Origin of the sequence: Streptomyces sp. MZ04, from assembly GCF_004684775.1 — a bacterium.
Taxonomy (GTDB): domain Bacteria; phylum Actinomycetota; class Actinomycetes; order Streptomycetales; family Streptomycetaceae; genus Streptomyces.
In genome coordinates, this window is the sequence record NZ_SRIC01000110.1 from 1 (window position 1) to 23,999 (window position 23,999).

The 23,999-nt window shown below is 71.6% G+C and carries 16 protein-coding genes, 2 tRNA genes and 1 pseudogene; 7 read left to right on the top strand and 12 right to left on the bottom strand.

The window, feature by feature from the left end; translation table 11 throughout:
- The 4 genes from E2651_RS22425 to E2651_RS22440 all read right to left on the bottom strand — a co-directional run.
- On the bottom strand, window positions 1–812 hold an 812-nt coding region (locus tag E2651_RS22425; protein ID WP_135332991.1), incomplete at its 3' end, for an ABC transporter permease.
- Window positions 813–848: 36 nt separating this feature from the next.
- On the bottom strand, window positions 849–1,751 hold the full coding sequence (locus E2651_RS22430; protein WP_135332992.1) for an ABC transporter permease: 903 nt from the start codon (window positions 1,749–1,751) through the stop codon (window positions 849–851).
- A gap of 1 nt (window position 1,752) precedes the next feature.
- A complete protein-coding gene (locus tag E2651_RS22435; RefSeq protein WP_135332993.1) occupies window positions 1,753–2,961 on the bottom strand; it encodes an ABC transporter substrate-binding protein in 1,209 nt (402 codons plus the stop codon).
- 22 nt (window positions 2,962–2,983) lie between these two features.
- On the bottom strand, window positions 2,984–4,054 hold the full coding sequence (locus tag E2651_RS22440; RefSeq protein WP_135333003.1) for an ABC transporter ATP-binding protein: 1,071 nt from the start codon (window positions 4,052–4,054) through the stop codon (window positions 2,984–2,986).
- A 108-nt stretch (window positions 4,055–4,162) separates the two neighbouring features.
- Here E2651_RS22440 and E2651_RS22445 point away from each other — a divergent pair, with 108 nt between their 5' ends.
- The gene (locus tag E2651_RS22445) at window positions 4,163–4,459 is read left to right on the top strand and encodes a YciI family protein (RefSeq protein WP_135332994.1); all 297 of its coding nucleotides are present in this window, start codon (window positions 4,163–4,165) and stop codon (window positions 4,457–4,459) included.
- Here the strand turns inward: E2651_RS22445 and E2651_RS22450 are convergent.
- Window positions 4,456–5,535 (bottom strand): oxidoreductase, encoded by a 1,080-nt coding sequence (locus E2651_RS22450; protein ID WP_135333004.1) that lies wholly within the window; start codon window positions 5,533–5,535, stop codon window positions 4,456–4,458. The two genes, E2651_RS22445 and E2651_RS22450, sit on opposite strands and share 4 nt — an antisense overlap.
- Window positions 5,536–5,847: 312 nt before the next feature.
- On the opposite strand from E2651_RS22450, the gene E2651_RS22455 reads away from it, so the two are divergent.
- Entirely contained in the window at window positions 5,848–6,264 is a 417-nt protein-coding gene (locus E2651_RS22455) for an SsgA family sporulation/cell division regulator (protein WP_135332995.1), read from the top strand.
- A 25-nt stretch (window positions 6,265–6,289) separates the two neighbouring features.
- On the opposite strand, the gene E2651_RS22460 is transcribed toward E2651_RS22455, so the two are convergent.
- Window positions 6,290–7,126, bottom strand: coding sequence for an isocitrate lyase/phosphoenolpyruvate mutase family protein (locus E2651_RS22460; RefSeq protein ID WP_135332996.1), 837 nt, complete (start codon window positions 7,124–7,126; stop codon window positions 6,290–6,292).
- 370 nt (window positions 7,127–7,496) lie between these two features.
- Here E2651_RS22460 and E2651_RS22465 point away from each other — a divergent pair, with 370 nt between their 5' ends.
- The 4 genes and pseudogenes from E2651_RS22465 to E2651_RS22480 all read left to right on the top strand — a co-directional run bounded on the left by E2651_RS22465 (window position 7,497) and on the right by E2651_RS22480 (window position 13,100).
- Entirely contained in the window at window positions 7,497–9,128 is a 1,632-nt protein-coding gene (locus E2651_RS22465) for an ABC-F family ATP-binding cassette domain-containing protein (protein ID WP_135332997.1), read from the top strand.
- Between the two features lie 10 nt (window positions 9,129–9,138).
- A pseudogene (locus tag E2651_RS22470) lies at window positions 9,139–11,093 on the top strand (ATP-binding cassette domain-containing protein).
- Window positions 11,094–11,168: 75 nt separating this feature from the next.
- Window positions 11,169–11,945 carry a dimethylargininase gene (ddaH, locus tag E2651_RS22475; RefSeq protein WP_135332998.1) on the top strand — a complete coding sequence of 259 codons (777 nt, stop codon included), beginning with the start codon at window positions 11,169–11,171 and terminating at the stop codon, window positions 11,943–11,945.
- Window positions 11,946–12,128: 183 nt separating this feature from the next.
- A complete protein-coding gene (locus E2651_RS22480) occupies window positions 12,129–13,100 on the top strand; it encodes an acyl-ACP desaturase (RefSeq protein WP_135333005.1) in 972 nt (323 codons plus the stop codon).
- A gap of 3,423 nt (window positions 13,101–16,523) precedes the next feature.
- On the opposite strand, the gene E2651_RS22490 is transcribed toward E2651_RS22480, so the two are convergent.
- The 4 genes from E2651_RS22490 to E2651_RS22505 form a co-directional block, all read right to left on the bottom strand.
- A tRNA-Trp gene (locus E2651_RS22490) sits at window positions 16,524–16,599 on the bottom strand.
- Between the two features lie 578 nt (window positions 16,600–17,177).
- Window positions 17,178–18,437: a ribonuclease inhibitor gene (locus E2651_RS22495; RefSeq protein WP_245239099.1), complete on the bottom strand. Its 1,260-nt coding sequence runs from the start codon at window positions 18,435–18,437 to the stop codon at window positions 17,178–17,180.
- Entirely contained in the window at window positions 18,434–19,783 is a 1,350-nt protein-coding gene (locus E2651_RS22500) for an SDR family oxidoreductase (RefSeq protein ID WP_135332999.1), read from the bottom strand. The genes E2651_RS22495 and E2651_RS22500 overlap by 4 nt, the downstream gene beginning before the upstream one ends.
- Window positions 19,784–19,813: 30 nt before the next feature.
- Window positions 19,814–19,885, bottom strand: a tRNA-Glu gene (locus E2651_RS22505).
- A gap of 130 nt (window positions 19,886–20,015) precedes the next feature.
- Between E2651_RS22505 and E2651_RS22510 the strand changes: the two genes are divergently transcribed.
- Window positions 20,016–22,487, top strand: a complete 2,472-nt coding sequence (locus tag E2651_RS22510; protein WP_135333000.1) for a hypothetical protein — start codon at window positions 20,016–20,018, stop codon at window positions 22,485–22,487.
- 24 nt (window positions 22,488–22,511) lie between these two features.
- Here the strand turns inward: E2651_RS22510 and E2651_RS22515 are convergent, their stop codons facing one another.
- The gene (locus tag E2651_RS22515; RefSeq protein WP_135333001.1) at window positions 22,512–22,751 is read right to left on the bottom strand and encodes a WhiB family transcriptional regulator; all 240 of its coding nucleotides are present in this window, start codon (window positions 22,749–22,751) and stop codon (window positions 22,512–22,514) included.
- A 249-nt stretch (window positions 22,752–23,000) separates the two neighbouring features.
- Window positions 23,001–23,795: a VOC family protein gene (locus tag E2651_RS22520; protein WP_135333002.1), complete on the bottom strand. Its 795-nt coding sequence runs from the start codon at window positions 23,793–23,795 to the stop codon at window positions 23,001–23,003.
- Window positions 23,796–23,999: the final 204 nt, after the last annotated feature.

Below are 23,999 nucleotides of genomic sequence, written 5' to 3' on the forward strand. Positions count from 1 at the left end.
ATCCCCTTCCCCATCCCCTTCCCCGCCGACAAGCGATGCGCCACGTACACCGGCACGACCGACAGCACCACCAACCCCACCGCCACCACGTTCACCACCGGCGCCTGCTGCGGCCGCGCCATGTTGGAGAAGATCCACACCGGCAAGGTCTGCACGCCGGGCCCCGCCGTGAACGTGGTCACCACGATCTCGTCGAAGGAGAGCGCGAAGGACAGCAGCCCTCCGGCCAGCAACGCCGACCGCATCAGGGGGAACGTGATGTCGCGGAACACGCGGAACGTGTGCGCCCCGAGATCCATCGCCGCCTCCTCGTACGAACCCGAAAGGCGCCGCAGCCGCGCGGCGACGTTGTTGAAGACCACGACGACGCAGAACGTCGCGTGCCCGACCACCACCGTGAACAGGCCGAGCCCGATGCCGATCGGCTCGAGCACCGTCCGGAACGCCGTGTTCAGCGCGACACCCGTGATGATGCCGGGCAGCGCGATCGGCAGGACGACCACGAACGAGATCACCTCACGCCCGAAGAACCGGTACCGCGCCACCGCGAACGCGACCAGCGTGCCGAGGACCAGGGCGATCGCGGTCGCGCCGAGGCCCGCCCGCACCGACGTCCACAGCGCGTCCCGCACACCCGCGCTCCGCCACGCATCGTGCCACCAGCGCCACGTCAGACCGGACGGCGGCCATCCCGAACTCCGGTCCCGGTTGAAGGAGTTGACCAGGACGAGCATCAGCGGTACGTAGATCACCGCGAAGCCCAGCGCCGCGGTCACCCGCAGGGTGATGCGCGCCGTACGCGACAGGTGCATCAGCGACCCTCTCCGTCACACGTCATGAGTTGCACCTCACAGACTGTTCAACGCCCCCGTGCGCCGCACGGCCAGCAGATACAGCACGATGACCACCACGGGCACCGTGCCGAGCGCCGCGGCCATCGGCAGGTCGAGCGTGATGTTGGAGTAGACGAGATTGCCGATGAGTTGGGATTTCCCACCGACTATCTGTACGGCGATGTAGTCGCCGAGGCTGAGCGAGAACGTGAAGACAGAGCCCGCGGCGACCGAAGGGAGGACAAGGGGCAGCAGCACCGTCCTGAAGGTGCGCCAGGACCGCGCCCCGAGGTCGGCGGAGGCGTCCAGGAGGCTGTCCGGAACGCGCTCCAGGCCCGCGTGGATCGGCAGGATCATGTACGGCAGCCAGAGGTAGGTCAGGACGATCACCGTGGCCGTCAGGCCGTAGCCGGGGCCGGAGAGGCCGAGCGGCCGCAGCGCCCAGTCGAGCGGGCCGCCCTCGGCGAGCATCACGCGCCACGCGTACGCCTTGACGAGATAGCTCGCCCACAGCGGCGTGAGGATCGCCACGACGAGGAGCGGACGCCAGCGGGGCCGTGCCACGCGCGCCGTGAAGAAGGCCACGGGGAAGGCGATCACGACGCACAGCAGCGTGACCGCGAGCGCGACGCCGACGCTGCGCAGCGCGACCCGCCGGTAGACGTCCGTCGTGAACAGCGCCCGGAAGTTGTCCGTCGTCCAGGTCTTCACCACGTCCGACGTGAAGGGGTCGGTCGTCCAGAACGCGGAGAGGAAGAGAACCGCGAGCGAGCCGATGTAGGCGATCACGAGCCAGGTCAGCGGCGCCGTCAGGAGCAGGGTCAGGCGCAGCCGGGGGCGCCGGTGCAGCGCCCCGGCGGCCCGGTTCACGATGGTGCCGGCGTCCTTCGGCACGTCGGTGCCGGCGTCGTCGGTCACGTCAGCCCTTGATCTCCGTCCAGGCCTGCACCCACTTGGCGTAGGGCACGCACTTCACGTCGTCGCGTCCGTCCAGGCACTGCGGGATGGGCGTGGTCCAGAAGTGGACGCGCTTCCAGTAGTCGGCGTCGTCGGCGTGGAAGGTCGCACAGTGCTGCTTGTCGGCGGTCTCGTCGCAGGCCTTGGCGTTGGAGGGCGCCTCGCCGAAGTACTCGGCGACCTGGGCGTTGGCCTTGGGCGAGACGATCCAGTCGAGCCATTTGTAGGCGCAGTTGGGGTGCTCGGCCTTCGCGGAGACCATCCAGGTGTCGGACCAGCCGGTGGCGCCCTCCCTGGGCAGCACCGCCTTGACGGGGGCCTTCTCCGCCTGGGCGGTGTTCACGATGACCTGCCAGCTGGTGCCGATCACGGAGTCGCCGCTCTTGAAGGCCGAGACCTCCTTCAGGTAGTCGCTCCAGTACTCGCCCACGTTGGCGTTCTGCTTCTTCAGGAGGCCGACGGCGGCGTCGAACTGCTTCTGGTCGAGCGAGTAGGGGTTCTTGATGCCGAGGTCCGGCTCCGTCTTCATCAGATAGAGCGCGGCGTCGGCGATGTAGATGGGCGAGTCGTACGCGGTGACCTTGCCCTTGTGCTTCGAGGCGGCGCCGAAGACCGCCGACCAGGATTCGGGGGCCGGGGTGACCTTGTCGGTGCGGTACATCAGGAGGTTGGCGCCGCGGCCGTGCGGGATGCCGTAGGGGACGCCTTTGACGGAGTTCCACTTCTGGTTCTTCAGGCCCGGGAAGACGTCCTTGTAGTGGGGCACGAGGCCGGTGTTGACGGGTGCCGCGTCGCCGGACGCGATGAGCCGCAGCGAAGCGTCGCCGGAGGCCGAGACCGCGTCGTACTGACCGGTCTTCATGAGGTTCACCATCTCGTCGGAGGTGCCGGCGACCTTGGTGTTCACCTGGCAGCCCGTCTTCTTCTCGAAGGGGGTGACCCAGTCGACCTTCGGGTCGTTCGAACCGTCCTCGGCGTATCCGGCCCAGGCGATCAGATTGACCTCGCCCTCCGCCTTTCCGAGGGATTTCCGCGCGCTGAGCTTGGGCGGGGTGAAGCCCTGGCCGCCGGGCGAGCCCTTGCTCCCCTCGCCGTCGGACGAGCCGCAGGCGGTGGCGAGGGTCAGGGCGCCCAGCGTGAGCGCCGCCGTGAGGGTACGAGTGAGACGCACGAGAACTCCCGGTCGGTAGGGGTCAACGAGCCTGGTTGAGTGGGACGTTGTGCCTCCGGTGCCAGCTCAGCCGCACGCGTGCGCCGCGCAGGGCGGCGATGTCGTCGGCCGACGACTCCAGGTTCTGCCGTACGACGGTCAGCCGGCCGCCGGCGTCGAGGTCGATCAGGATGCGGGTGAGGTCACCCAGATACACGGTTTCTACGACGGCTCCCGAGGCGGTGCAGTGATCGGCCACCTCGGCCCTTTCGGCCTCCTCGGTCCTTCGGGCCTCCTCGGCGACGCCGTCCGCCAGGACCCGGATCTTCTCCGGTCTGATGCCGTACGTTCCTGGCGCGCCGATGATCCGTTCGGCGACCGGCCCCGTCAGCACGTTGGACGTGCCGACGAACCCCGCGACGAAGGACGTGGCGGGACGCTCGTAGATCTCGGCGGGGGTCCCGGTCTGCTCGATCCGGCCCGCGTTCAGGACGGCGATCCGGTCGCTCATCGTGAGGGCCTCCTGCTGGTCGTGGGTGACCAGGACGAAGGTGATGCCCACCTCGCGCTGCAACTGCGTCAGTTCGCCCTGCATCTGCTCGCGGAGCCGGCGGTCGAGGGCGCCGAGGGGTTCGTCGAGGAGCAGTACACGGGGCCGCACGGCCAGGGCGCGGGCGAGCGCGACGCGCTGACGCTGCCCTCCGGAGAGCTGTCCGGGGCGGCGCCTGCCGAGCCCTTCCAGCCGTACGCCCTCGAGTGCTTCACGCGCGCGTGCCGCTTGCCGGGACCGGGACGCGCCGCGCACCTTCAGGCCGTAGGCGACGTTCTGCTCCACCGTCATGTGCGGGAAGAGCGCGTAGTCCTGGAAGACCGTGGTGACGTCGCGCTCGAAGGGGGCGCTGCGGGTGACGTCCCGGCCCGCGAGCGCGACACTGCCCGCGGTCGGTGTCTCGAAGCCGGCGATCAGCCGGAGCACCGTGGTCTTGCCGGAGCCCGACGGACCGAGCAGCGAGAAGAACTCGCCGTGGCCGATGTCGAGATCGATCCCGTCGACGGCGTCGACATCTCCGTAGGTCTTGCGCAGTCCCCGTAAACCGATGGCATGACCCTCCATGGGCACCCCTTCCCTGATGTAGATCATGCACACATCAAGTCAGGCCACAAGGGTGCCCACCGTCCGGCACGTGCCCGCGGGTGCACCCACAGCGGTAGCCTCGCGATCATGTTCGTTCTCGAGTTGACCTACACCGCGCCCGTCTCCGCCGTCGACAAGGAGATGGAGGCGCACATCACCTGGCTCGACCAGCTGTACGCCCAGGGCGTCTTCATCGCCTCGGGGCGCAAGAATCCGCGCGACGGCGGCGTGATCCTCGCCGTCGCCGACGACCGCCCGGCGATCGAGAAGATCGCGGCGAGCGATCCCTTCGTCGTCGCGGAGGTCTGCGAGTACCGGATCACGGAGTTCTACGCGACGAAGACCGCCCCGGAGCTCGCCCCGTACCGGGAGCAGTTGCCCTAGTTCCGCCCCGCGTCGGGCCCTTGGTCCCGCTCCCAGCGGGCGATGCGGCCCTTCTCGCCGGACGCCCAGCAGGACCGGTCCCGGGCGCAGTCCACCGTGTCGTACGACCCCGTGTCGACGGTCCGCCAGCCGCGCCCGCCGTCCGCGGTGACGTCGGTGCCGGTCGGCCCGACGGCCAGTGCCGTGGTGCGGCTCCCCGGCAGCCAGGTGACGCCCGAGCGGTAGGCGGGCGGGGGCTGTGCGGACGGGGTCCAGGTGCGGCCGCCGTCGCCCGTGGTGGCCGCCGCCTTCGGAGAGGGCCGGTCGGCGCGGTAGTCGCCGCCGACCGCGATGCCGTGCGTACGGTCGCGGAAGGCGAGGCCGAAGACGCCGCGGGCCGGATCGCCCGCGGGGATCGGGGCGTCGGTGGCCGTCCAGGTGCGGCCGCGGTCGGCGGAGTGCAGGACACGCCCGCGTGCCGCGCCGCCCGTCGCCAGCCACACATCACGGGGGCCCGAACTCACCAGGCACTGGCCGCTGGCGGCGAAGCCCGCCTCACCCTCCTGGGCGGCGGGCATCCCGTCGCTGGGCAGCACCTTCCAGGAGCGGCCGCCGTCGCCGGTGGACAGGATGCGGTACTTGCCGTCGACCGGGTCGCTCATCGCGAGGCCGTGGCGCCGGTCGAAGAAGGTCATGCAGTCGTAGAAGGCCTTGGGGTCGGTGTTGCGGAACGACTCGGTCCAGGTCGCGCCGCCGTCCGCGGTGCGCAGGACCCGCGACGCCTCGCCCTCGCCGATGGCGAGAACCACGGCTCGGCGGCCGTCGAACGCCTCGATGTCGCGGAACTCCAGCTCGGCGGCCCCGGGCGGGGAGACGTCGCGCCAGCTCGCGCCGCCGTCCGTGGTGCGCAGGACCGTGCCCTTGGAACCGGCCGCCCAGGCGGTGTCGCGGCTGACGGCGGCGAGGCCGCGGAAGCGGGAATCGGTGCCGCTGCCCTTCAGGTCCCAGCCCCCGTGCTCGTTGGTCGGCGCCTGCGCGAGCGCGGGCGCCGCGAGTACCGTCGCCGCGAACGCCGCCCCGCACAGTCCCACCGACATCACACGGCCCAGCGACCGCACCGGCCCTGTCCGGACCATCCGCCCCGTCTGTCCCGCCCGCACCGTCCGCCTCGAATTCCCCATGCCCCTCATGGCGGGCGAAGCTAGCCCACTCCCCCGGCGCCGTCCAGATGGCCGCCCTGGACCGGCGGGGCCCCCGGAACGCCTGGATCCTTCAGGGAATCCCGTGAAAAGAGTGAATACAGGGGCGGTGACCGAGGTCACTCGGTGTTCGCGTGCACGGATTGCGTCATTCCGACGTCTATCCCTGTGCCGACCCCAGTCGTCCAGCTGTCAGTGAGGGAGCAGGCGTTGTCCAACTGCATCGAGCAAGCCGTAGAGGCCCGCCTGGTAGCGGCCGCCCCGCGGATGCCGACCATCCCCGCGAAGCTCCACTACGACCCGCGCGACCCGTTCGCCGTCCACATGAGCTTCCCCGCCCCGGCGACCCTCGAGGGCATCGAGGTCTGCTGGACCTTCGCCCGTGACCTGCTCGCCCAGGGCATGGAGTACATGGTGGGCGACGGCGACGTACGGGTGCGCCCCTACGGATTCGACCGCACCGTCCTGGAGTTCCACGCCCCCGAGGGCACGGCGATCGTCCACGTCCGCTCCGGCGAACTGCGCCGCTTCCTGCACCGCACCATGGTCCTGGTCCCCGCGGGCGACGAGCATCTGCACGTCGACCTGGACCAGGACCTCGCCGAACTGATGCGGGACGCCTGCTGACGCCGCCGCCCCGGCCGCCCCACTCTCAGGAGCCGAGCAGCGCGTTCAGCTCCCCGTAGTCGAGCCCGCCCGCCAGCGACTCGTACGTCCCCTCGGCGAGCAGCTCCCGCGCGGCCCTGCGCACGACGGCGTGCGCGGCCTGCGCGAGGCCGGCGCCCACGCTGATCCGCGCGACCCCGAGCCCGGCGAACTCCGCGACCGACGGCGCACCCGGGCCCGCCATCACATTGAGCGGCCCCGCCACGCCCTCGACGAGCACCTTGACCGTCGCCGGATCGACCGCCCCCGGCACGAAGATCCCGTCCGCTCCCGCGGTGAGGTAGGCGGCCGCCCGCTCCAGGGTCAGACCGACGCGGTCGACACGCGCGCCCACGCCGCGCAGATATGTGTCGATGCGCGCGTTGACGAACAGCGGCACACCGGCGGCGTCGGCCGCCGCACGGGCCGCCGCGATGCGCTCCGCCTGCTCGGCGACCGGACGCAGCGGTGCGTCACCGTCGTACAGCGCGTCCTCGATGTTCACGCCGACGGCGCCCGCCGCGAGCACCGCGCGCACCGTGTCCGTGACGCCCGCCAGGTCCCGCGCGTAGCCGCTCTCGATGTCGGCGGTCACCGGCACCCCGACCGCGTCCGCGATCCGGGCGACCGTGCCGAGCGCGCGGTCCCTGCCGAGCCGGTCGCCGTCCGCCGCACCGAGGTCCCAGGCGACCCCGGCACTGGTCGTGGCGACGGCCGCGGCGCCCGCGGCCTCGACGATGCGGGCACTCGCCCCGTCCCACGCGTTCGGCAGCACGAGCGGCCGTCCCGGCGTGTGCAGGGAGCGGAACTTCAGAGCGCTGTCACGGAGGTTCGTCGTCGTCATGCGGACCACTCAATCAGCGTTCCGTGGAGGGGGCTGGCGAGAATCCGACATGTACGCCCGGCTGCACGTCCGAGAGCGAGCCTCACATTAATTCGTTGACAGCGGACCGACCTCCTCGTACGTTGTATAGCGGTTCTGTTGCCGCCGATAGGAGAAGGACGTTGCTCGTCTGAGGTCTGGAGTCACCGCGTCACACAGCTCGGCTGTGTGCGTAGCGTGCGACCTCGGCGTACGAGCCGTCCCCGGCGCAGGGCCCTTTTTCATGCCCCCGCGCTGACGCCTCCCTCTCCGCCTCTCTGTCGCACCCCGCGGTGTCCCGAAACGCGTTGCCCCTTGACCGCGCTTCATCTCACGCAACCGCGAGGCCTGTATGTCTACTCACCCCACCTCCATCACCTGCACGTCGCTCGACTTCACCTGGCCGGACGGCACCGGTGTCTTCGACGGGCTCCAGGTGGCCTTCGGCCCCGGCAGGACCGGCCTCATCGGCGTCAACGGGTCAGGAAAATCAACCCTGTTGAAGCTGATCGCCGGTGAGCTGACGCCGGGCGAAGGCGCCATCCGCGTCGCGGGCGACATCGGCTATCTGCCGCAGAACGTCACCCTCGACACCGGACTGCGCGTCGACGACGTCCTCGGCATCGCCGGGAAACGGGCCGCGCTGCACGCCATCGAGGCGGGCGACGTCGCCGAGGAGCACTTCACGGCGGTCGGCGACGACTGGGACGTCGAGGAGCGCGCCGTCGCGACCCTCGACCAGCTCGGCCTCGGCCACATCGGCCTGGACCGCACGACCGGCGAGGTGTCGGGCGGCGAGTCGGTGCTGCTGCGCCTCGCGGCGCTGCTGCTGCGCAGGCCCGACGTACTGCTCCTCGACGAACCCACCAACAACCTTGACCTGCACGCCCGTCGGCGCCTGTACGAGGCCGTCGAGGCCTGGTCCGGAGTGCTTGTCGTGGTCAGTCACGACCGCGCCCTGCTCGACCTGGTCGACCAGATCGCCGACCTCAGGGACGGCGAAGTGAAGTGGTACGGAGGCAATTTCACCGCGTACGAGGAGGTACTGGCCGCCGAGCAGGAGGCGGCGGAGCGCATGGTGCGCGTCGCCGAGTCCGACCTGAAGAAGCAGAAGCGTGAACTGGCCGACGCCCAGGTCAAGTTGGCCCGCCGCAAGCGGTACGGCCAGAAGATGTGGGACCAGAAGCGCGAGCCGAAGATCGTCATGGGCGAGCGCAAGCGCGCGGCGCAGGTGTCCGCGGGCAAGCACCGCATCATGCACGAGGAGAAGCTCTCCGAGGCGAAGGAGCGCCTGGACGACGCCGTGGAAGCGGTGCGTGACGACGACGAGATCCGCGTCGACCTGCCGTTCACCGCGGTCCCGCCGGGCCGCACCGTACTCGGTCTGAGCAATCTGACACTGCGTTACGGGGCGTGCGTGGCGGGCGAGTTCGAGTTGCGCGGCCCCGAGCGGGTCGCGCTGGTCGGGCGCAACGGGGCGGGCAAGACGACCCTGCTCCGTACGATCGCCGGGGAGCTGGAAGCCGTCGAGGGGGAGACGCTGGCCCATGTGCCGCTGCGCTTCCTGCCGCAGCGGCTCGATGTGCTCGACGACGAGCTGACCGTCGCCGAGAACGTGGCGCGGTTCGCGCCCGACGCCACCAACAACCGGATCCGGGCGCGCCTCGCCCGCTTCCTGTTCAAGGGGGCGCGGGCCGACCAGCGGGCGGCGACCCTGTCGGGCGGCGAGCGGTTCCGGGCGGCACTGGCCGCGCTGCTGCTCGCGGAGCCCGCGCCGCAGCTCCTGATGCTCGACGAGCCGACGAACAACCTCGACATGGCGAGCGTGAAGCAGCTGGCCACGGCCCTGGAGTCGTACGAGGGAGCACTGATCGTGGCCAGTCACGACGTGCCGTTCCTGGAGTCGATCGGCATCACACGCTGGCTGCTCCTCGACGGCGAAATGAAAGAAATCACGACAGAAGCCGTCGGGTATTCCGGCTAGCTTCGCGTGTATGCGGCAATACATCACCATCACCGGAGCCCGTGAGAACAACCTCAAGGAGGTGAGCCTGCGCATCCCGAAGGGCAGGCTCACCGTCTTCACCGGAGTCTCGGGATCGGGAAATGGGCACCATGACGGACATCTACTCGGTGATGCGCGTGCTGTTCTCGCGGCACGGCACACCGAGCGCCGGTCCCGCCACGGCGTACTCGTTCAACGACCCCTCGGGCATGTGCCCCGAGTGCCACGGTCTGGGCCGCACCGTGCGGCCCGATGACGACCGCATCCTGGACCCCGCCAAGTCCCTCGCGGACGGCGCGATCCTCTTCCCGCCGTTCGCCGTGGGGACCTGGCAGGGCCAGACGTACACCAACACACCCGACCTGGACACGCACAAGCCGGTGGGTCAATTCACCGCCGCCGAGCGGGAGTTCCTGATGCGCGGCGGCGGGAACGGCGGCAAGGTCAACGTCAACAACACCGGCGCGGCTCAACGCGGCTGCGCTCGCAACCCGTATCGACGGCCTGAGCATCGCGGACTGCGCGCGCATGGAGGTCACCGACCTCATCGCCGCCCTGGAGCGCATCGACGACCCGGTGGCGGGCCCCGTCGCGGGAGCGGCCGTTGCGGCCCTTGAACGGATCGAGGCGATCGGCCTCGGCTATCTCAGCCTCGGCCGCGAGACGTCCACGCTCTCCGGCGGCGAGGGGCAGCGCCTGAAGATGGTGCGGCACCTCGGCTCCAGCCTCACCGGCATGACGTACATCTTCGACGAACCCAGCGTCGGCCTGCACCCGCGCGACGTGGGCCGCCTCAACGATCTGCTGCTGCGGCTCCGCGACAAGGGGAACACCGTCCTGGTCGTCGAGCACGACCCCGATGTGATCGCCGTCGCCGACCACGTCGTCGACATGGGTCCTGACGCGGGCACCGGAGGCGGCCTGGTCGTCTTCGAGGGGACGCCGGAGGAGCTGCGGCACGCGGACACGCTCACCGGCCGGTCCCTGCGGCGCTCGACGGGCGTCAAGGAGAGCCCGCGCGAGGCGGTCGGCGGGCGCTGGGTCAAGGGCGCCGACCTGCACAACCTCAAGGACGTCAGCGTGCGCGTGCCGACCGGGGTGCTCACGGCGGTGACGGGGGTCGCGGGCTCGGGCAAGAGCACGCTCGTGTCGCGGGCGTTCGTCGAGGAGCATCCGGACGCCGTGGTCGTCGACCAGTCGGGCATCGGCATCTCGGGCCGGTCGACCCCTGCGACGTATCTCGGGATCATGGACTCGCTGCGCAAGCTGTTCGCCCGCAAGACCGGCCGGGAGGCGGGGCTCTTCAGCTTCAACTCCCGTGGCGCCTGCGAGAGTTGCCAGGGCCGGGGGATCATCTGCAGCGATCTCGCGTTCATGGATCCGGTGACCACGACCTGCGAGACGTGCGAGGGGCGGCGCTTCAAGGACGAGGTGCTGCGGCTCACCGTGGACGGCTGTTCCATCGTCGACGTCCTGGAGATGACGGCCGGGCGCGCGCTCGACTTCCTCGCCGCCGTCGACGACAAGGCGGTACGCCGCCGGCTGCGGGACGTCGGGCTCACCTACCTGACGCTCGGGCAGCCCCTGAGCACGCTCTCGGGCGGCGAGCGGCAGCGAATCAAGCTCGCGACACAGCTGCACCGCACCGGCACGACGTACGTCCTGGACGAGCCGACGACCGGCCTGCACATGGCGGACGTGGGCGGGCTGCTCGCCCTCCTGGACCGGCTTGTCGACGCGGGGAACACGGTGCTCGTCGTCGAGCACAACCTGGAGGTCGTCAAGCACGCGGACTGGGTGATCGACCTCGGTCCGGACGGCGGCAAGCACGGCGGCCGCGTCGTCTTCGAGGGGACGCTGGAGCAGCCGATCGGCGCGGAAGGGTCGTTCACCGCCGCCCATCTGCGGCGAGACCTGGGCCTGGAGCCCTCGCGCGCTGCATGATGTGCGGCAACACCCCGGCCCGGCGCACCCCGCCGGGCCGGGCGCCCCCCGCCGCCGCCCTACGGAGAACGCCCCGTGCCCAGCAAGAAAGCGCTGATCCGCCGCCCCAGCCCGCGCCTCGCCGAGGGCCTGGTCACCCACATCGAACGGACGCCGGTCGACGCGGGCCTCGCCCTCGAGCAGTGGGAGGCGTACGCCGAGGCGCTGCGGGCGCACGGCTGGGAGACGCTCGAGGTGGAGCCCGCCGACGACTGCCCGGACTCGGTCTTCGTCGAGGACGCGGCCGTGGTCTTCCGCAATGTGGCGCTGATCGCCAGGCCGGGCGCCGAGTCGCGGCGCGGCGAGACGGCCGGTGTCGAGGAGGCGGTGGCCCGGCTCGGCGCCTCGGTGAACTGGGTGTGGGAGCCGGGGACGCTCGACGGCGGCGACATCCTCAAGATCGGCGACACGATCTACGTCGGACGCGGCGGGCGCACGAACGCGGCGGGCGTACGGCAGCTGCGGGCGGCCTTCGAGCCGCTCGGCGCGCAGGTCGTCGCCGTACCCGTCAGCAAGGTCCTGCACCTGAAGTCCGCCGTGACGGCGCTGCCCGACGGCACGGTCGTCGGCCACCCGCCGCTGGTGGACACCCCCTCGCTCTTCCCGCGCTTCCTGCCCGTGCCGGAGGAGTCGGGGGCGCACGTGGTGCTGCTCGGCGGTTCGAAGCTGCTGATGGCGGCGAGCGCCCCGAAGAGCGCGGAGCTGTTCACGGATCTCGGGTTCGAACCGGTCGTGGTGGACATCAGCGAGTTCGAGAAGCTAGAAGGCTGTGTGACATGCCTCTCAGTGCGGCTCCGCGAGCTGTACGCCTGACCAGTACTGGGGCGGACGTGGCGACGGGGGCCGATGGGCCCCGCTTCCTCAGGCACTTTACGGAGGGTTTAACCTACGGCAACGTAACCTACGACACCGTAGGTAGGTAGCACCCGCTCGTGCGGCCTGGTAACCCCCTGTAGCCCGTAATCCGAAAAATCTCCCGTCCCCCCTGGAGCACCCGTGACGATCACCTCTCCCCACCTCGGCAGCACGGACGACTGGACCGACGCCCGGTTGCTGTTCGCCCTGGAAGAAGTGGTCGAGAAGGAGCTCAACCGCCACCTGAAGGTGGCCAAGGACTGGATGCCGCACGAGTACGTCCCGTTCTCGGACGCCCGGAACTTCCCCGGCTACTTCGAGGACGGCGAGGCCTGGGAGCCCGAGCAGTCCAAGGTCACCGACATCGGCAAGGTCGCCCTGGTCGTCAACCTCCTGACCGAGGACAACCTCCCCAGCTACCACCACGAGATCGCCACCCTCTTCGGCCGCGACGGCGCCTGGGGCACCTGGGTGCACCGCTGGACCGCCGAGGAGGGCCGCCACGGCATCGTGATGCGCGACTACCTCCTGGCCTCGCGCGCCGTGGACCCGGACAAGCTCGAGCAGTTCCGCATGGCGCACATGGCCGAGGGCTTCGAGTCCGACAACCGCCACTCGATGCTGCACTCGGTCGCCTACGTGGCCTTCCAGGAGCTCGCGACCCGCGTCTCGCACCGCAACACCGGCCACCAGTCGGGCGACCCGGTCTGCGACCGGATGCTGGCGCGCATCGCCACCGACGAGAACCTGCACATGGTCTTCTACCGCAACCTCCTGGGCGCGGCCTTCGAGATCGCCCCCGACCTCACCATGCAGTCCGTGCGCGACGTCGTCGTCAACTTCCGGATGCCCGGACACGGCATGCCCGGCTTCGAGCGGGCCGCCGCACAGATGGCGATCGGCGAGATCTACAACATGCGCATCCACCACGACGACGTGATCCAGCCCGTCCTTCGCTACCTGAAGGTCCTGGACATCGACGGGCTCGGCCCCGAGGGTCTCAAGGCGCAGGAAGAGCTCGGCCTGTACATGAACGGGCTCGACACCGAGGCCGCCAAGTTCGACGAGAAGCTGGCCGCGCGTAAGGCGCGGATGGCCGCGCGGGGGAAGTAAGCACACCGCCAGAGCCGCGTCCCGGACGTCCGGGACCGGATGGCGTCGCAGGGACACGAGCAGGTCCCGCCAGGCCTCGGGCCAGTCCGCCCGCTCGCCGAGCGCATCCGTCACCGCCAGGGCGAAGAGCCCCTCCGCATGGCCGCCCTCGTCCGCGAGGCGGTGCGCCACGGGCAGCAGCAGGGCCTCCTTCGTGTGTTCCATGTCCGCGAAACGGGCGCCGAGGGCCATCGCGGTCCGCAGGGCGAGCGCCGGTCGCCCCTCGTGCAACCGGGCAAGCCGCAGCAGCGCCGCACCGGGCTCCGCGTCGACATCCAGCGCCGCCACAAGGATCTCCGCGGCCTGTGGCACGTAGTCCGCGTACCCGGCGAGCACGCCACCCGCGGCCAGAGCGGGAATCCGATAGGCCTCGCCTTCCTCGGCCAGCGTCTCCGCCAGATACTCGATGCGCCGACGGGCGGGCAGATCCCGGCCCGGAGTCGCAGCGGGCTCCGCCTCCGCCTCCGCCAGCGCCGCAAGCGCCCCGCACAGCGCCTCTCCCCCGCGCGGCGCGATCGCCGCCGCCGTCACGAGCCCCCGCGCCGCCGCGCGCCACGTGGCCCGCCGGGACAGGTCCGCGACGGCCTCCGCGAGGAGCGCGGCCGCATCCGGCGACCACGGGGCCCACCGCGCGAGCGCCGAAAGCCCCAGGGCCGCCGCGTCGTCGTCATCGGCGCCCACCACCTCGCGTACGAGACGCGCGTACCGCTCCCGATGCCGCTGCGCCAGATCGAGCGGCCGCACCCGCAGCACGGCCGTCCGCAGCACCGCATCGCCCGCCGCGCCGTCCCGCAGCAGCCCCCACACCCGCTCCTCGCCGAGCAGCCCGCCCGCGAAGGCGACACACGCCGCCCGTACGTCACGGTGGGCGCCCGGAGCCTCGAAGGCGTCACCGAGCAGCGCCGCCGCCTCGGGCGCGGGCAGCCGTACGGCGGCGAGCCTCGCGGCCTCCTTGCGGCTCGTCACCTTCTTGCCCTCGCCGCACAGGACCTCCCGCAACAGCGCCGCGAGGCGGGACGGTGCGAGGTGGCGGGACGCCTGCGTGGCCGCGTACACGGCGACGCGCGCCCGCTCACCCCCCGCGTGCGCGAGCAGCTCGGGCAGGGAGTCCCCCGGCCGCTGGGTGTGGGCGAGCGCGCCGAGGGCCGCCTCGGCGAGCACGGTGTCGGGCGATCCGGCCCAGCGGCGTACGAGCTCCTCGCCCGCGCCGGGCATGCACGCGCCCCGCGCGATGGCCGCCGCACGGTTCCACTGCGGCAGCCCGGCATCACTCGCCGCCCGAGCCAACTGCCGTACCAGCGCGCCCTGTTGGCGCGGGAGCCAGCGGCGGATCTGCCAGGCGTAGGCCGGTACGGTCCACGCCGCGCCCTTGGTCAGGAAGCGTCCGTACGGCGGTGTGCCGGAAAGGAGCTGGTCGAGCAGGTCCGTGCGGCGTCCGCACAGCAGCGAGTACACCGGGATCAGCGCGCCCGTCGAAGGCTCCTGCGCGAGAACCCGCGCGACGCGCTCATCGCGCGACGCGGCCGGTTCCAGCCACAGTCCGATCGCCTTCGACACGGTCGCGTTGCTGCCGAACCGAATGGCCTGCCAGAGGAGTTCCTGGAGCTCGGGCAGGCCGGCGGCGCGCCTGCCCACGGCGCGGGCGAGCGCGAAGACCAGGCTGTAGTCGGCCTTCTCGGCGCCCGCCTCGATCCACGGGCGCAGCGCGTCGAACACCTGGTGCTCCTGGCCGCGGCGCAGCGTGCGGTCGAGGCGGCCGAGGTCGGCGCCGCCGGTGCTGCCGGAGATCCGGACGAGGGTGCGCAGCGCCCAGTTCACCAACTCCCGCTCCCCGCCCGCCGCGTGCTCGCGCAGCACGGCGACGGCAAGGCGGCTGAGCGCGCCGCGGGTGCCGTGCGAGGAGTCGCGGGCCGCGACGGCGTCCGCGGAGATCCGGTCGAGGAACGGTTCGGCCTCGGCGCCGAAGAGGGCGGGGCGGGTCTCGGCGAGCGCGGACAGGGCGGCCGAGCGCACCGGGTCCTGCTCGTTGGCGATGCGCGTCATCTCCTCGAGTACGGCGGCGACTTGAGCGCGTTCCCCGGAGCGCGCGGCATTGCGGACCAGCAGCGGCCAGGCCTCCGCGCGCTCCTCGGCGGACGCCCGCCGCGTCGCCGCCACGAGCCGCTCGCGCACCTCGTCGCAGGGCAGGAAGGACTCGGCGAGCAGCACGGAACTCCCGTGCCCGCCACGCTCCTTGGCCCGCTCGGCCATCCGCCGGGCCACATCGGCGACCGCACTGCGGGGCAGCGCCTCGAGGAGGCCCCCGTCGACGGTGAAGAACCCCGCGCCGCGCCCCTCGACGGCCCGCGCGTACACGGCGGCCCGCTCCCCCGGCGGGTGCGCGAGGATCAGCCGCGAGAGGTCGGCGGAGTCGTCGGCGACGGCACGGGCGTACGCGAGGAGTTCGGGAGCGCCGGAGCGGGCGAGCTTGCGCAGCACGGGCATCGTGAGCGCACCACTGCGCCGCAGCGACCACCCCCACGTCCCGGTGAGGATCTCCAGGACGCGTCCCGGCGCCGCGTCGGCCAACACACCGAGATGCGACCGCAGTTGTGCGGGGAACGCACCGGGTGCGAACCGCTCCAGCAGGTCGAGCACCCGCACCGGCTCCGCGCCCACGGCCGCCGCGATCCCCATCGCGTACCGCTGCCACCACACGTCCCGCAGCGCCTCGGGCAGCGCGCCCAGGTCGCGTGCCGCCACGTCGATGAGCACACCCGCGTGCCGCTTCGCCAGCGGGCGCCACCCGCGCACGGCGTGGAAGAGCTCCGGCAGCAGCCGCTCCACCACGGGGACCGAGCAGCCGGGCAGCAGCCGGGCCGCATCCGTGTCACCCCACGCGCGCCGCAGCGGGCGGATGACGCGATCGGCAAGCTCGGTGCGGCGCCCGGCGACGATCGCGTGCAGCAACTGCCGCCGCACCGCTTCGGGGGCATCGTCGAGCGCGGCCTCGAAGGCGGCGTCCGGCACCCGATGGCTCCCCGCGATGCGCAGCGCGTGCCCGCGCACGAAGGGGTCTGGGTCGGCAAGACGCGCCCCGGTCCACTCGGCGTCCCCGCCGGCGCAGGCGAGCACGATGGCCACGCCACGCTCGTAGGGCCCGCCGCACTCCAGCTCCTCCAGGACCGACCGCAGCGCGCCGCGCGCCGCGAAGTCCCGGGCGCTCTCGGCGATCTCGCGCATCCGGCGCGGATACGACAGCGGGTCGAGGTCGGAGAGCAGATAGCGGGCGGCGGTCTTCTCGGGCGGGGCCATGCGCGGATTCTGCCTGGCGGGACCGGCCCGGGAACAGCGAATTGCGGAGGTGAGGGTGATACGGAGGTGACGGGGTGCAGAGGTGAGGGGGGCGGGGCGGCTGGAATCGAACCAGCGTGTTCCGGTTTTGGAGACCGACGCGACTGCCTCTGCGCTACGACCCCGCCCTTGGGGTGAATCGTATCCGGGTCCGTTCAGCCGAGCCTGCCCGGCAGGTGACCGCACGAGGCCGAAGGATGCTGCCAACGGCTGCTCCGGCCGACAGGCGGGCACCACCCACCGGCGGCCGTACCGGACCGATACGCAGCAGTCCCGTCGGGAGATGCCATGCACACCACCCCAGAGAGCCACGAACGCGCGCCGGGCAGGTGTGCGAGACGCCGAACGTCCGGGGCCCGGATGAGGTGGCTCTTGCTGTGCGTCTGCCTGATCGCCGGCACCTTCGGCTCCGAAACGGCGTCGATGGCCGCTGCCACCAAGCCGTCGGCCCGGCCATGCGACGCGGCGCCGACCGGCGTCGACACCAGGAATCACTTTCTGAGGTTCAGGGTGCCGCGCGGGCTCATGCCTGACCCCCAGTTCGACGGCCGCCCGGCGAGGATCCAGGTGCACCGTGTCCGGCCGGTGTACGCGAACGGCAAATGCCCGGGGGTGGCCAACAGGGCGCGGTACTGATCCACGGCCGCACCGAAACCGCCTCGCCGGCGTTCGACCTGCGCCACCCCGCCCCGGAAGGCGGCCAACTCAGCACGCAGGAAGCACTCGCGCGGGCGGGAATCGACACCTTCGCCCCGAGCCTGCTCGGTTACGGCCGCTCGACGCACTGCGCACGGCGGCGACGTCCGCCGACACCGCCGGTGCGGGGATGCCTCGGCTCAACACCGCAAGCCGCCGCTTGACGCTGGCCGCGACGCCCTGGCCGAGGACGAAACGGGTAGGCGTCAGCGCCAACGCGGCGGTTTCCAGAAGCCGGTGCGCCTCCCGGCTGCGCAGGCCGGTGTGGCTGAGCACCAGGTGGGCCAGGCGGTGCTCGCCCGCGGCGAGACTTCCGGCGATGGCGGCGGCGGCCGCGTCGTCGACACGGTTGTCCGTCGCGCCGAGCGCCCCCGCGGCGCGCACCCTGCCGAGGTCGAGCTGCTCGACCCCGGCGGCCACGGCGGCCGCGACGAGCCGCGCGGCGGCGCGTGGCCCGATGCCGTTGCTGGCGACGGCGAGGCGGTCGAGCCCGCCCCACGGCGCACGCTCAAGGCCTTCCGCGAGCCGCAGCGCACCCGCGTCGCCCAACTGCGCCGCCGATACGTACAGTTCACGCACCCCGCCCCCGGCGATCAACTCGGCGAGCGGTGCGGCCCCCGCCGGACCGAGCGGATTGCCGCCCAGGAAGACCCGCTCGACGCGCCGCCCCGCAGCGGCCGCCGCGAGCAGCGCGTCGGCGAGAACGGCGGTACCAGCCGCGTCGAGCCCCGTCTGGACGAGGTCGAGCGTGCGCAATGTCCGTACGGATTCGATCAGTTCGGTCGCTGCGGCGCCGCCCCGCGGACCCAGCGGATTACGCTTGAGCCAGACGCCCGTCACCACCTGCGGCGAGGCCCGCAACTGATCCGCGATGCGGCAGGCGCCGCCCGCGGTGATGCCGTTGCAGCCGAGGTAGAGGGTCTCGACGCCCTTGGTCCCTGTCGCGGTGGTCGCCGCGACGGCCGCCCCCTCGTCGCCCAGGCCGTCGGTGCCGAGCAGCAAGTGACGTACCGGAGACGGCCGTTCAGCATCCGGGCCGCCCCGCAGCGCATCGGCGACCAGCGCGGCACCCTCCGCTCCGAGCGACTGTTTGCACAGGTCGAGCCGCCCGTCCGGAAGCACCGTGCCGGCCGCGAAGTCGAGGCGCTCGCCCGCCGGACGGCCACCCCTCAACCAGTCGAGCAGCGGCGCCAGTTCGGCGGCGGGGCGCGGCACGACACGCGGAACTCCCGCGAACGCGAACGGGCCCACAGTCGCCGGGTCGTTCACCACTCCGCCTCCCGGTAGTCCTTGAGGAAGACCCCGGAGACGGGTGCGCCCGCCTCGCCGCGCACGATCGGGTCGTAGATCCGCGCCGCGCCGTCCACCACGTCGAGGGGTGTGCGGAAGCCCGCGCCGGCGATGCGGTCCTTCTTGGGCGCCGGGTTCTCGTCCGTGATCCAGCCGGTGTCGACGGCGCACATGTGCACGCCGTGCTCGGCGAGTTCGGCCGCGCTGGTGCGGGTGAGCATGTTCAGGGCGGCCTTCGCCATGTTCGTGTGCGGGTGTCCGGGCATCTTGTTGCGCACCGCGAAGCGGCCCTCGACCGCCGTGACGTTGACGATGTACGTACGGGGGCGGGGCGAGGCGAGCAGCAGGGGCAGCAGCCGGTCGCAGAGCAGGGCCGGGGCGAGCGCGTTGACCAGCTGGGTCTCCAGGACCTCGGCGGGGTCGAGGTCGCCGAGCCGCGCCGACCAGGAGTTCTCCGGCGAGGGGTCGGGCAGCAGCCCCGCCTCGTCGGCCTCGCGAAGGACCAGGGCGAGCGCGCCCCGCGCGGCGGAACCGTCAAGGGCCCGCATCGGCCGGAACCCGGGCGCCCCACGCGCCCCGGCGGGCAGCGTCGCCGACTCCCCCGCCGTGAGCGCCGCGTACGACTCGGGCGGTCGCCTGACCGTCTGCGCGGCATTGTTGACCAGGATGTCCAGCGGCTCGCCCGCCTGCCGCAACTCCTCGCACAGGCCGAGGACTTGGCGCGGGTCGCGCAGGTCCACGGCGAGCACCGTGAGCCGGTCGAGCCACTTCTCGCTGCCCGGCACCGCGCGGAAGCGTCGCTCCGTGTCGTGCGGGAAGCGGCTGGTGACCAGGAGTTCGGCGCCGTCTCGCAGCATCATCAGGGCCAGCTGGAAGCCGATCTTCACGCGGCCCCCGGTGAGCAGCGCGCGGCGCCCGCTCAGGTCGGTGGTGAGCGCGCGCCTGGCGCGGTTGTCGGCGGCGCAGTCGGGACAGAGCCGGTGGTAGAAGGAGTCGACCTGTCGATACGAAGCCTTGCAGACATAGCAGGGCCGTGGCCGCCGGAAGGCCCCCGCGGCACTCATCGAGGTCTCGGCGACCAGCGGCGCGTCCTCGCGGCGGTCGTCGGCCCCGGTGGCGGTGGCGGCCATCACGGCTGCGTCGGCGGCGGAGAGTTCGGCGCCGCGCGCCTTGCGCCTGCGCAGCCGTCCGTCGCGGGCGAAGGACGCGGCGACCTGCTCGGCGCGCAGCCGCGCCGGGTCGTCGACGGGCAGCTCGCGGAGCCTGCCGACCACGTCGTGGAAGACCGCGAGGTCCGCCTCGCTGATCCCGCCGCTCTCGCTCATCCGTCCCGCCCCGCCCGTGCCGCCCGCCCGTGGTCCCGGCCGGATTCGAACCGGCGTATCCGCCTTGAGAGGGCGGCGAGTCTGCCTCTGCTCTACAGGACCCCGCATCCGCGCGGACCAGGCGTGATCGGTCCGCCCGCGCCCCCGGATCGTAACCGCGCGAGGACCGCCGTGCCGAACGGATTTACGGCCGCCCGCCCCGGTGCAACGGTGGGCAGCGGGGGTGGAACCCATGGCGCAGACCCATGAATGGATGTTCTACGAGGTCATGTGGCGCGGCTGGGCGGGGAGGGCACGCTTGCCCTATCCCGTGCCCTGGTGGGCGCAGGCGGCCTTCCGGCGCTGGAGCGACGACTTCGACGCGGGAACGTACGAGTCCAAGGAGGCGGCCTTCGCCTCCAACGCCCTGTACCGCTACTGGCACATGGTGGGCGTGAAGGACCACCGCCAGGAGTCGCTGATCGGCCAGGCGGGCGAGATCGAGCCCGTCTACGACAAGTACTGCCTCTCCTTCTTCCTCTACGATCCGGCGACCGGCGCCCTGCATCTGCCGCAGCTGACGAGCGGCGGGACGGTCGGGCAGCGCATGGAGGCACCGCATCTGCCGGTGGTCCTGACGACGTTCCGCAGCGCCGACGGCACCGAGTTCGTGCAGCGGACCTTCGCGACCGTCGTCGGCGCACGGGAGCGCGATCTGGTCGTGACCCGTCTGACGGTGGGCAGCGCGACCGGGCAGCCGCGCGAGGGCTGGCTGTGCGCGGCGGTCATGCCGGCCGGGCCGAGCGGTTTCCAGCGGCACGACCGCAACGGCCGCCAGATCACCGACCGGCGCCTGACGTTCCTGCGCCATCTGCCGGACGAGGGGCGGGTGGAGACCAACAGCGGGTGGGGCCCGGTGTTCGACACGGCTCCCGAGCAGTACGGCGTGTACGGCAACCCGGACTTCACGTACGACCCCGACGCCTATCTCACGCACAGCCCGTTCCATGACCTGGTCAACGGCGGCAAGCTGAACGGCGCGCTGCGCGCCCAGGACCAGATCGCGGGCCTGTGCAGCGCGGCGTTCGCCTGGCCCTACCGGGTCGCGGACGACGAACTGTTCGAGCTCGACGTCCGGCTCCCTGTCGATCTCTACAGCGGGGCCGCCGACTTGGCCGAGATCAAGGCCACTCCCGCCGCCCGTCTGGAGGAGGCCAACCGCGACTTCTGGACGGACAAGCTCCTGTCACAGGGGGTGCAGCCCGAACTCCCGTCACCGGTCGCCCACTTGACGGACCGGTTCCGGCAGTGCCGCTCACAGCTGCTCATCCTCTCCGACCACGGCGAGATCCATCCCGGCCCGACGGTGTACGACTCCTTCTGGATCCGGGACTCGTCCGTCGAGGCCACTGCCTGCTCACTGGTGGGTGATTCGGCGCTTGCCGAGCGCCAGTTGGGCACGCACTACCCGCTCAAGTTCAACCGCGGAACGGGCCGGATCGGGCCGTGCGCCGAGTACGGTTTCTACGGCGGTCCGCACGAGAAGGACGACCGCGAGTGGGACAGCAACGGCCAGGCGCTGTGGGCGATCGGCCGCTTCGACCGTACGCGCGGCCGGGCCGCCGCCTTCGGCGCGAAGCTCTACACGCCGTACGTCATCGACGGCGCCCGCTGGCTGCGCGACAACCGCGACCAGTACGGCCTGCTGCACAGCGGCTGGAGCGCCGAGCACCTCGGTGAGCGCGACAAACCGCACTACTGGGACGACCTGTGGGGTCTGGCCGGACTGTACGAGGCGGCGCGGCTCGCGGAGCGCATCGGCTCCCCCGACGTGCCGGAACTCTGGGGCGCCTTCGACGACTTGAAGCGCGCTACGGCCGCCTCGGTGCGCTGGGTCCTGGAGGAGCAGCGCAGGCGCGGCGCCTGGGAGACGTACATACCGACCGGACCCGCCGACGTCGGCAGGCTCGACTCGACGATGATCGGCACGGCGGCGTTCTTCCATCCGCTGCGGCTGCACATGGGCAGCAAGCTGGGCGAGGACATCGACCGGGCGGCACGCCACACGCTCGACACGATGTACGCCCACTTCGTGACCGGCGGCTACCGGCACGAGGCGGCCTGGAACGCCTACGGCCCCTACCTCACGACGCAGTTGGCGCACGCCTACCTGCTGGCCGGCGACGCCGCGCGGACGGACGCACTCCTCGGCTGGATCGTGGGCGCGTCCATGCCGCGGACCGATGAGCGTGCGGTGGCGCTGGGCGCGTGGAACGAGCAGCACGCGTTCACCGTCGCGTCCGACTACCGCGAAGTCCCCGGCCGCCACTGGTACATGGGGGACATCCCGCACGGCTGGGCGGCGGCCGAGTATCTGCTGCTGCTCCGCGACATCCTCTTCTTCGAGGCCGACGAGGACCGCGACCCGCACCTGTACATCGCTCCGGGCGTACGTCCCCACTGGGTGCCGGACGGCGAGTCGGTGGCCGTCGACGACGCCCCGAACCTGTTCGGCGTGCCCTTCGGCTACCGCCTCACCCATGACGCGGTCGCGCGGAGGGTCACCGTGGACATCACCCGGTCACCGGAGCGGGTCCGCTATGTCTATCCGTGCCGGTTCGGCTCGGTGCGCTCGGCGACCGCGGACGGCCGGGATCTGACGGTCACGGGCGACGACGTGCGGATCCCGGCCGGGACGAGGAGGTTCACTGTCACGTACGCCTGAGAAGGTCACCTACGCATGAGAACGTCACCTACGCCTGAGGTGGAGCCGCTCCTTCTCGGAGAGGCCGCCCCAGACGCCGAAACGCTCGTCATGGGCGAGGGCGTATTCGAGGCACGCGGGGCGCATCTCGCAGAGCTGGCAGATGTACTTCGCCTCACGTACGGAGCTGCCCGGTTCGGGGAAGAAGAAGTCGGAGCCCGTCTGCGCACACAGCGCCTGCTCCTGCCAGGCGAGTTCCGGCTCGGTGGTCATGTCGATCTTCATGCCGATGATGCTGCCAGGGCGCGCGAAACAGCCGATCAACGAACGATCAACGCGGCGCGGCGGCGTGTTTCGGCCCTTCTGGAGCGTGGCGAAATCCTCCGTGCCCGCCAGGAAGGTGGTGAAACTTCCCTGGTCGGGTTCCCTGGTCGGGTTCCCTGGTCGGGTTCCCTGGTCGGGTTCAATTGGTGGACGGGAAGCTGTCCGGCGTCGCCCGCGGCGGCGGCCGGGCGGCGCCGGACAGCCGCGCCCTCAGCCCGCGCTCGGCGCCTCCGGCTGCATCAGCGCGAACCGCGCCCCGGACGGATCGGCGAGCTTGGCGAAGCTGCCGACGCCCGCCAGGTCCATCCGCGGGACCCGCACCGTGCCGCCGGCGGGCTCGGCCTTGGCGAGCACCGCGTCGATGTCGGTCACCTGGAAGTACGGAGTCCAGTAGGCCCCGCCCTCGACTTCCTCCGGGGCGTCGGCCAGCGGCCACAGACCGCCGAACATGTCGTCCGCGGTGCCGTCGGCGGGGTGAATCATCGTGTACGAACCGCCGGGGAAGGTCTGGGTGGTGGTGCCCCAGCCGAAGACCTTGCCGTAGAAGGCTGCGGCCGCGGCGATGTCCGGCGTATACAGCTCCGTCCAGTTCATGCTGTTCGGCGCGTCGACGAGGTCCAGGCCCTTGTTCGTGCCCGGCTGCCAGACGGCGAAGCCGACCCCCTGGGCGTCGGCGAGCACCGCCATGCGGCCGAGGTCGCCGACGTCCATGGCCTCGTACCTGACGCTGCCGCCTGCCTGCTCGACCGCCTTGCTCGTCGCGTCCGCGTCCGGCGTCTTGAAGTAGAGCGTCCAGGACGGCGGTGCCTCCTCCGCGGGGACGGTCATGGCGCCTGCCACCGTCTTCCCGTCGGACTGATACATGCCGTATCCACCGAATTGCTCGCCGCCGGACTGGAACTCCCAGCCGAAGAGCGCGCGGTAGAAGGCGTTGGCACTGTCCAGATCCGGAGTGCCGAGGTCCACCCATACAGGGGCACCCGTGAGGAAACGGGTACTAAGCATGATCGACTCCTTTGTCGCATCTCGCTTCCGTTCCTCCGAGTCTGGCACCTGGCACTGACAACGACGCAGACCGCCACCTTGTGAAGGAATGACATTTCTGAGAGCGCTCTCAGCCACATCTCTTGACGCCGGATTTCCCTGACGCAACAGTGGTCGCACGGCACGGCCGACCACACCCCCACACCCCACACCCCCACGTACGAC